12 protein-coding genes are annotated in these 7,772 nt (G+C 62.6%); 9 read left to right on the top strand and 3 right to left on the bottom strand.

Translation table 11 applies throughout. The features are described from left to right. From MKK65_RS07690 to MKK65_RS07675, 5 genes are all read left to right on the top strand, one after another. Positions 1 to 205: helix-turn-helix domain-containing protein (locus tag MKK65_RS07690; RefSeq protein ID WP_243956811.1), on the top strand; the 205-nt coding region annotated here is incomplete at its 5' end. 2 nt (positions 206 to 207) lie between these two features. Beyond that, complete coding sequence (locus tag MKK65_RS07685; protein WP_243956810.1) at positions 208 to 474, top strand: hypothetical protein; 267 nt, start codon at positions 208 to 210, stop codon at positions 472 to 474. A 260-nt stretch (positions 475 to 734) separates the two neighbouring features. Continuing rightward, a complete protein-coding gene (locus MKK65_RS07680) occupies positions 735 to 905 on the top strand; it encodes a hypothetical protein (RefSeq protein WP_243956808.1) in 171 nt (56 codons plus the stop codon). Between the two features lie 153 nt (positions 906 to 1,058). Beyond that, positions 1,059 to 1,187, top strand: a complete 129-nt coding sequence (locus tag MKK65_RS31135; protein WP_279596591.1) for a hypothetical protein — start codon at positions 1,059 to 1,061, stop codon at positions 1,185 to 1,187. A 191-nt stretch (positions 1,188 to 1,378) separates the two neighbouring features. Then, complete coding sequence (locus MKK65_RS07675) at positions 1,379 to 1,564, top strand: hypothetical protein (protein WP_243956803.1); 186 nt, start codon at positions 1,379 to 1,381, stop codon at positions 1,562 to 1,564. Positions 1,565 to 1,598: 34 nt separating this feature from the next. On the opposite strand, the gene MKK65_RS07670 is transcribed toward MKK65_RS07675, so the two are convergent. After that, entirely contained in the window at positions 1,599 to 2,018 is a 420-nt protein-coding gene (locus MKK65_RS07670) for a Crp/Fnr family transcriptional regulator (RefSeq protein ID WP_243956801.1), read from the bottom strand. Here MKK65_RS07670 and MKK65_RS07665 point away from each other — a divergent pair, their 5' ends adjacent. Further along, on the top strand, positions 2,019 to 2,210 hold the full coding sequence (locus tag MKK65_RS07665) for a hypothetical protein (RefSeq protein WP_243956799.1): 192 nt from the start codon (positions 2,019 to 2,021) through the stop codon (positions 2,208 to 2,210). 860 nt (positions 2,211 to 3,070) lie between these two features. Next, entirely contained in the window at positions 3,071 to 4,732 is a 1,662-nt protein-coding gene (locus MKK65_RS07660) for a sensor histidine kinase (RefSeq protein WP_243956796.1), read from the top strand. A 45-nt stretch (positions 4,733 to 4,777) separates the two neighbouring features. On the opposite strand, the gene MKK65_RS07655 is transcribed toward MKK65_RS07660, so the two are convergent. Both MKK65_RS07655 and MKK65_RS07650 read right to left on the bottom strand, forming a co-directional pair. Next, entirely contained in the window at positions 4,778 to 5,023 is a 246-nt protein-coding gene (locus MKK65_RS07655; protein WP_243956794.1) for a hypothetical protein, read from the bottom strand. Then, positions 5,020 to 5,253, bottom strand: coding sequence for a hypothetical protein (locus MKK65_RS07650; RefSeq protein WP_243956792.1), 234 nt, complete (start codon positions 5,251 to 5,253; stop codon positions 5,020 to 5,022). The genes MKK65_RS07655 and MKK65_RS07650 overlap by 4 nt, the downstream gene beginning before the upstream one ends. 21 nt (positions 5,254 to 5,274) lie before the next feature. Here MKK65_RS07650 and MKK65_RS07645 point away from each other — a divergent pair, with 21 nt between their 5' ends. Continuing rightward, the gene (locus tag MKK65_RS07645; RefSeq protein WP_243956790.1) at positions 5,275 to 5,496 is read left to right on the top strand and encodes a hypothetical protein; all 222 of its coding nucleotides are present in this window, start codon (positions 5,275 to 5,277) and stop codon (positions 5,494 to 5,496) included. A gap of 154 nt (positions 5,497 to 5,650) precedes the next feature. Continuing rightward, on the top strand, positions 5,651 to 7,672 hold the full coding sequence (locus tag MKK65_RS07640) for a putative bifunctional diguanylate cyclase/phosphodiesterase (protein WP_243956788.1): 2,022 nt from the start codon (positions 5,651 to 5,653) through the stop codon (positions 7,670 to 7,672). Positions 7,673 to 7,772: the final 100 nt, after the last annotated feature.

Below are 7,772 nucleotides of genomic sequence, written 5' to 3'. Positions count from 1 at the left end.
CCTGTCCGACGTGCACGTGAACCGGACCCTGCGGGAGCTGCGCGCGCTCGGCCTGATCCACCTCAAGAGCCGGGTGCTCACCATCCTCGATGTCGAACGGCTGAAGGCCTTCTGTAGCTTCGCGCCGAACTACCTGCACCTGCGCAACACCCGCTGGGGCGTGCGCCGCGATCTGAGTTGGCCCGGTCGAGCCCAGGAGGGCTAGCCGTGACCGGGCCGGGCAACGTCGAGATGCTGGTCGTGCTTCAGCCGATCGCGGTCGACACCGACAGCCCTGATCGCGAAGGCAGGCTGGTGATCGCCAACGGCCTGCTTGTGGCGGTTCTGGTCCGCCTCGCCGAGCCGGAGCACGATGATGTCGGAAGCTGGTTCTTCGAGGTTGGCTTCGGCCGGCTGCAGGGGAAAAAGGCACCGACCTTCCTAAGCCTGGAGGAGGCGACGCGCTGGCTGCGACGGAACTTGAAGGCGGCGTGAGCTGCCTATGACAGCGAACGCTGCCTCCTCGCTTGGCTCGATCACAAGCTGACGAACCAAGCCGTGATGATATGGCCGCCCAGCCGGTGCACTCTGATCCAGCCTCGAAATTTCCGACAGAACTCGCGTTGATGATCAAGCTGAATGTCTGGTTGGTGCGCGCCAAGTTGACGACGGCGGCCGTGCTCTTGGCGCTCGCGGGCCTCATCGTTGTAGCCCGAGGGATCGCGCGGCTTCCGTGATCGGGATAGCCTCTCGGCATGACCGAAGGCGATGATCCAACCCTCAAGGCTGTCGAGGACCTGATCGCCGCCGGCTACATGGTCGAGCGCTTCGACGAGGACCCCGAGTTGTGGCGGGTGAATGGTGAGGTGATGACCGGCGCCGAATTGATCGACGAAGCCAAGCGAATGGGGCTCATGGACGGGTAGAGCCGGGTGCAGTAGCTCTCCGGCATGGCGAGCAACCCGACCGTGTTCGACCTCCGCAAGGTCTCCGAGGTTAGGGACGACGAGATCACTGCTGCGATCGATGCCGTGTTCGCCGACCTTGCAACCTAAGCCTACCCCCTAACCAAGGGGTGGGTGCTCGACTTCGTAGGAGCGGTCGCGAGTCACAAAGCCTCCCAGGACGCCCTGCTCACCGACCGGGACGCCTACGAACGCAACACAGGACGCACTGCGATCCTGCTGGCACATCCGGTGAAGGAGTGAGCGAGCCGTCCAACCGACCTGCGGTTCAGCAGATGATGCGCCGCCTCGACGGTTCGCCCGCGGGCTCGGGCTGGACGAGGCGACCACGCACGCGATCGTGGAGAGGGTGGTCGCCGACAGCCCCGAGCAGACTGACGAGGAGCGCAGCATCGAGGCCCGCTGCCGCATGATCGTTGCATCCGACTGAACCCATGACCGAGGATTATGACCCGACACTCGAAGCCTTGGCGGCGCTGCAGGCGCATGGCCATAACGTCGAGCCGGACGAGGAGTCCGAGCGTTGGCGGATCGACGGCCGGGAGTGGATCTCGCACGGCGACCTATTAGCGCTCGCCCTGCGCCTTGGCCTCGTAGATGGTCCTGGGCTGGTGCAGTAGCTTACCGTCGTCCCCCAGCAAGCCGTCCGGGTGATCATATGTTCGGCTCGAAGCGACCCTCAATCAGACGCGCGTATTCGGCTTCCGCCACGCCGTAGCTGTCACCCGCGAGGTCGAGCAGGCCATCGCGGATGATGATCTCGACGCTACCGCGGTGCTTCCGCACGAAGCCACCTTCGGCCAGGACCCGCAACGCTGCTGTCACCCCCGGACGCTCGACGCCCAGCATGTACGACATGAAATCCTGCGTGACCGTCACTCGATCGCCGTCGATCCGATCGTGGCACATCAGTAGCCACCGGGCGAGGCGGACGGCGGTGTTGCCCCGGACGTTCACGAACGCCGTCTCTGCCGTCTGGACGAACTGCGCCTGGATGAAGCGATGGAGGACCCCACGCAGGACCGGGCGCCGTTCCACCTCAACGCGCAGCACCGCCACGTCGATACTCAGCATGTGCCCGGCCATCTGCACGAAGTGGGTATGTGGACTGCGGTCATCGTCGAGCAGGATCGGGGCGGCGCCGACCAGACCTTCTCGGCCGATCAGCCCGATCTCGACACGGTCGCTGGGGCCATCGGTGGTGATCGAGACAAAACCTTACTCCGGGAAATGGACGGTCTCTATCGCTGTATGGGAGGCGATTAGGACGTGCCGCAGAGGCATTGCCTTGGCTCGCAACGCAGGCCGGAGGGCCTCGAACTCGTTTGTCGGGAGTGCCTTGAGAAGGCGGTTGCGCAAATCGGCTTGTCTGAGAACTTCCACAGGTGCTCGCTCGCAAGGGGCAAGAGCACACGCGATCCCTCAATCACCAGCGCCCTGAATATGGCTGGCAATCAATTTGATGTCGGAGCCCATTAAATATTTGCAATTATCATTTGTTGTTTATTTGAATAATATCGTCTGTGTATGTCAAAAGACATCTATCAGATGCCGAGATGATAAAAATCAACACTCAGATGTGTCTTTTGTTTGAATTTGTCATTGTAAAATTTATTAGCGATGCGACGTGACCTCGGCTTCGCTGGGGGTTCTCGCGTGTAGATTTCGCCACTTAGGGCGCTCGCCGCCGAAGTGGATACCGGTTCTGCGCCAGCGAGCGCGTCAGAACAATAGCTTAGGGGCGTGACCCGACCCAACCTGGTCGGGCACTGCTCTAGGCCGAGACGAACGTGTTGACACAACCCCGGCGGATCGAGGCCATGGGAGTGCCACGTCATAGCAGTAGACACATTCCAGCATCGCGAAGGCAGTTGCGAAAAAGCGGAAATAAGACAATGCTTACAGCGCGATCGAATTGTACAATTCTTACAGTAGACATTTCAGTTAACCATTCTTCTGGATTTGAATGCTATGAACTGCGCTTCAAATTTAGACGTCGGCGCAGAGGCTTGTATCGCGGTTGACGCCGCCACCGGGGTAAATGCAACCCCGTCGATGCTTGTCGTAGGTCGTCCAGTGAGCGAGAAATGCCTCATCGTCGTCGCGGCGCGAACGAGCTGCCGTTGATGTATAGGCCGTCCAGCCCGGTAGAGTGCGGCACGCTCCCCAGAACCACCAATTCAGCGCGCCTCGCTGAGTTGGACGCCTATGGCATCCTCGACACCGCTCCGGAGGACGGGTTCGAGGATATCGTGCACTTGGCGGCTTCGGTGTGCGCCGCCCCGGTGGCGCTGGTGAGCTTGGTGGCGGCCGACCGGCAATGGTTCAAGGCCCGCATCGGCTTCCCCGGATGCGAGACCGACCTCAACTCTTCCGTCTGCGCCCATGCGCTGACTGCGCCAGACATGCTCGTCATTCCGGACCTCACGGCCGATGCTCGTACCCGAGCTAATCCGCTGGTCACGGGCGAGCCGCACATCCGCTTCTATGCCGGTGTACCGCTGCGCTCGCCGGAGGGGCACGCGCTCGGCAGCCTGTGCGTGATCGACACCACGCCCCGCCCGAGCGGACTGACCGGAGAGCAGGCCGACAACCTCCGGCGGCTCGCCCGCCACGTCATGGCCTTGCTGAACGAACGGCGCCAACTCGTGCGACTGCGGATCAGCGAGGATCGCCTGTCCAACGCCTTCGCGCGTCAGGTGGCCTTGACCGAGATCGGCGACCATCTGCGCGACCTCTCGACCATCCCACAGATGAGCGCGGCCGCGGCCGAGATCGTTGGTCGAACCCTGGAGGCCAGTCGCGCCGGGTACGGCGAATTGGACGCGACGGGTGCAGTCATCGAGGTTCTGGCGGACTGGACGCCCTCCGGGGCCAGAAACCTTCTTGGGAGGCATCGCTTCGCTGATTACGGGACCTTGGGTCCGGTGGTGGCCCGTGGCGAGACGCTCGCGATCGGGGACGTGGACACCAATCCGCTCACCGCCGACGACGCCCGAACTTTCCGCAGGTTCGACATCCAAGCCCTGCTCAAAGTGCCGATCCAGGAGCAGGGCCGGACGGTCGCCATGCTCTACGTCCACGACACGAAGCGGCGGGATTGGTCCCCCGAAGAAGTGGTGTTCGCTCGCAACGTCGCCGATCGAGTTCTGGTGAGCGTGGCACGCCTACGGGCCGAGGAGGAGCAGGGCACTCTCAACCGCGAACTCAGCCACCGCATGAAGAACACGCTGGCGATGGTGCAGGCTATCGCCACGCAGACGATGCGCAACGCGGTCGATCTCGACGCGGCGCAGGAGGTTCTGTCGGCACGCTTGGTCGCGCTGGGCCGAGCCCATGACATGCTGCTGGATCAGACCGGGGCGAGCGCGGACCTTGCCGAGGTGCTTCGGCAAGCCCTGGCGATCCATGATGACGCTCAGGCTGGGCGGCTTCGGGTTGAAGGCCCTCCCGTGAAGATCGGCTCCAAGCCCGCCCTGTCGCTGACGCTCGTGATCCACGAACTCGCCACCAACGCCGTCAAGTACGGCGCTCTCTCCACTGCGGACGGCTACGTGCAGGTACGCTGGAGCATCGAGCCTACCGACAAGGGGGCGATCCTGAACCTCCGGTGGAGCGAACACGAAGGACCGCCGGTCACGCCACCACAACGCCGTGGGTTCGGATCGCGCTTGATCGAGCGCGGCTTGGCGGGGTCGATCGGCGGCGGGATCGCGCTGAGCTATCCCCCGGAAGGTGTGGTGTGCGAGATGTCGGCCGCGCTGGCTGAGATCGAGGCTGATGCCTGACGATGCCCTGGCCAGGCAGATGCGAGGTGTGGGACGAGAACCAGGCTACGTCTGAGCGGCGGTTGTGATCCGGTTCGCGACGGGCGCAGTCTGCATCCCGCCCTCGATCATCGCGACAAGGTCGGCTTCGGTCAGCGGCTGCCCGTTCGGCCCGGTGACGCTGATATTCTCATAGCTCGCTGCCTGGAAGTCGCGCAGCTTCTTCAGTGCCCATTCCGGCGTCGGACAGTTGTAGGTCACGGTCCCGTGGGACCTTTTCGCCTTCACGATGAAGGGCACCGCGGTCGTCATTCGATCTCGATACCCGCAGCGCCCAGGATGGCGCGCTGCTTCAGAATGCCGATGCGATGGGTTCGGATTGCGTGCTCAACTTGGGTCACGTCCTGATCGTCGGCTGCACGCAAGATGGCAACGGCGTCGGACAGAGCCGCGATGGCGAACTCGTCCAGCATGATGTTGAACGCCAGCCGTTGGCGCATTTGGGCGCAAGGGCAGTCAGTCTGGCGCTTCGGCTGTGACATGACACAACAACGAGCGGCATCATGGGTGGTTCTGCCCGGCCGCCCGATCTGATCACGGGCTGGCGGGGGAGGTCGTCGATCTCACCGGCGTCCCGTCAGGATGACCGTGAGATCGAGGTGCCCGAGGTCGCGCTGCCGGAAGTGGCGGCCGAGACTTCTGAGGCAACCGTCTTGCCCTGGCGCGGCCGCGGCAACTTCCTCGCGGCCGTCGGCGTAGCGCTGCTCGAAATGGTTGGTGCCTGAAACAGTGTCTTTCAGTTTGCACAAGCTCTAGTTGCATTCATTGGCAGTGCTCATTCGATCACATGTACGAGATCTCAGAGCTGCGGAAGGCTTCGGATTTTTTCATACCTTGTCGTTCAACAAAATCTGCACGTGTGATGCGTATCGTAATGGGATGCCGACCATCCTCACCAAATTCCTCGATAGCCAGGCGCTCAGCTTCGTTCTAGCTGCGGCTACGATCTGCGCCCTCAGCGCTTGGTTACTCGTGTGCCTGATCCGGCAAGCTGAGAGCTCTTCCAGGGCCGCTCGGCGGTCGTGGATGGCTGGGATCGCGGTGGTTGGAGGAACCGGGGTCTGGACAACCCACTTCGTGGCGATGCTCGGATACCGGACCGATCTCGTCCTGAGCTACCACCTCGGAACGACGGTGCTGTCTGCCGTAGCTGCGATCGTCACCGTCGGCGTACCGCTTGCCATAGCGAACACCCTTGCAGGGGTATGGGCACGGTCGGTCGCTGGCGCAGCATCAGGGCTTGGCATCGCCGTGATGCACATCACCGGCATTGTCGCACTTGAAGGGTGTGGTCAGACGCAGTCGGTCGGGTTCAACCTCCTCGCTTGCCTCATCGGCGCGACTGGCATGGCACTGGCCTGCGGACTGCCGAAGAGATCCGACACCCCCCTGGTCACGGGTGGCCTCATCGTGGCCGCGGTATGTGGCACCCATTTCGTCTCTATCGCCGGCACTGTGCTCGTCGGCGAACAGGTCGATCGCCTCCTGCCGGGTATGCAGGTAACTTTGAGCATCGTCGCCGCTACAGGGGCGGTGATCCTTCTGCTCGGCTGCTTCCTCGCTCTGTCTGCGGCCAAGCGCTTCGAGATACAGGAGGCGGGGCACGCGCGGGTCCTGGCGACCGCATTGCAGAACATGTCGAACGGCATCCTCAAGGTATCCGCCGGCGAAATCGTCGAACTCTACAACGAACGCCTATGTACCATGCTCAATCTCGCGCCGAGCAGCGTCGTTCGCGGCGTAAGCCTAACGGCGTTTCTTAAGCAGGTGGGTCACGCGAATGCATGGGATGAGGAACGGATTGGCAGGGTTCTGGAAAACCACCAAGTTTGGATGGCCAAGGACTGCGAGACTCAGGTCGAGCACAACTTCGATGACGGGCGGATATTGTCCATCACCTGCCAGCCCATCGAGGACGGCGCGGTACTGACCTTCGATGACGTCACCCGGGTAAAGCAGGCGCAGCGGGAGATCTCGCATCTCGCCTACCACGATCCACTGACAGGTTTGGCGAACCGTCGCTCCCTTATGGAGCGCATGGCACAAGCTCAAGGAGCCGAGCAACCATTCACGCTCCTGCTGATCGACCTCGATCGGTTCAAGGCGGTCAACGATACCTTCGGCCACGGCGTAGGAGATCGCCTCCTGGTCGATGTCGCCGTTCGGCTACGCGAGCTGGTCGGTGAGACCGGGTTCGTCTCGCGACTTGGCGGGGATGAGATGGCGGTAGTCGTCCAAACCGACGCCTCGGCCGCCATGGTGCTGACTGGGCACGTCATCGCAGGGATCGAGAAACCCTATACCTTCGACGAGGTCACCGTCGTCATCGGCTGCAGTATCGGCGTGTGTGAGGCACAGGATACGTCGAGCCCGGAAGACTTGATGCAGCGCGCCGACATCGCACTCTACGAGGCCAAGCGTCATGGCCGCGGGCGGGCGGCTCGCTACACCCCCGGCATGATCGTGACCATCGCCGAGCGGAACCTCTTGGAGAACGATATTCGGATTGCGTTGGCCAAGAGCCAGTTCCACCTCGCCTACCAGCCGATTATGGCGCTGACGGACGATGACACCGTCGGGTTCGAGGCCCTGATCCGTTGGCAGCATCCGACGCGGGGGTTCATTTCGCCGGCGACATTTATTCTGCTCGCAGAAGAGACAGGCCTGATCGTCCCGATCGGACAATGGGTCCTTGAGGCGGCCTGCCGTCAGGCAACCACCTGGCCAGCCAATCAGCACGTCGCAGTCAACGTCTCCGCTGTGCAGTTCCGATCGCCGCTTATACTCGCGCATGTCACCGCGGCGCTGGCGAAGAGCGGCTTGTTAGCAAGCAGGCTTGAGATCGAACTGACCGAGACGGCCTTAGAGCCGTGTCCGGCTGGGTTGAATCGTTGGGGGTAGCGGGCAGTCTGCGGATCTGATTCGATGATGGGCTTTCCGAGGAGGTCGGGATGCCGTCAGCGCTATCGATGGATCTGCGAGAACGCGTGATCGCGGCGAT

This window comes from Methylobacterium sp. J-001 (assembly GCF_022829565.1).
In the GTDB taxonomy this organism is placed as follows: domain Bacteria; phylum Pseudomonadota; class Alphaproteobacteria; order Rhizobiales; family Beijerinckiaceae; genus Methylobacterium.
This window is presented reverse-complemented; position numbering and strand designations above follow the sequence as displayed.

Coding starts and splice junctions, on each gene's coding strand:
- MKK65_RS07645 (WP_243956790.1), top strand. CDS start 5,275: ATGGGTGGTTCTGCCCGGCCGCCCGATCTGATCACGGGCTGGCGGGGG.
- MKK65_RS07655 (WP_243956794.1), bottom strand. CDS start 5,023: ATGACGACCGCGGTGCCCTTCATCGTGAAGGCGAAAAGGTCCCACGGG.
- MKK65_RS07650 (WP_243956792.1), bottom strand. CDS start 5,253: ATGTCACAGCCGAAGCGCCAGACTGACTGCCCTTGCGCCCAAATGCGC.
- MKK65_RS07680 (WP_243956808.1), top strand. CDS start 735: ATGACCGAAGGCGATGATCCAACCCTCAAGGCTGTCGAGGACCTGATC.
- MKK65_RS07640 (WP_243956788.1), top strand. CDS start 5,651: ATGCCGACCATCCTCACCAAATTCCTCGATAGCCAGGCGCTCAGCTTC.
- MKK65_RS07660 (WP_243956796.1), top strand. CDS start 3,071: ATGTATAGGCCGTCCAGCCCGGTAGAGTGCGGCACGCTCCCCAGAACC.
- MKK65_RS07675 (WP_243956803.1), top strand. CDS start 1,379: ATGACCGAGGATTATGACCCGACACTCGAAGCCTTGGCGGCGCTGCAG.
- MKK65_RS07670 (WP_243956801.1), bottom strand. CDS start 2,018: ATGCTGAGTATCGACGTGGCGGTGCTGCGCGTTGAGGTGGAACGGCGC.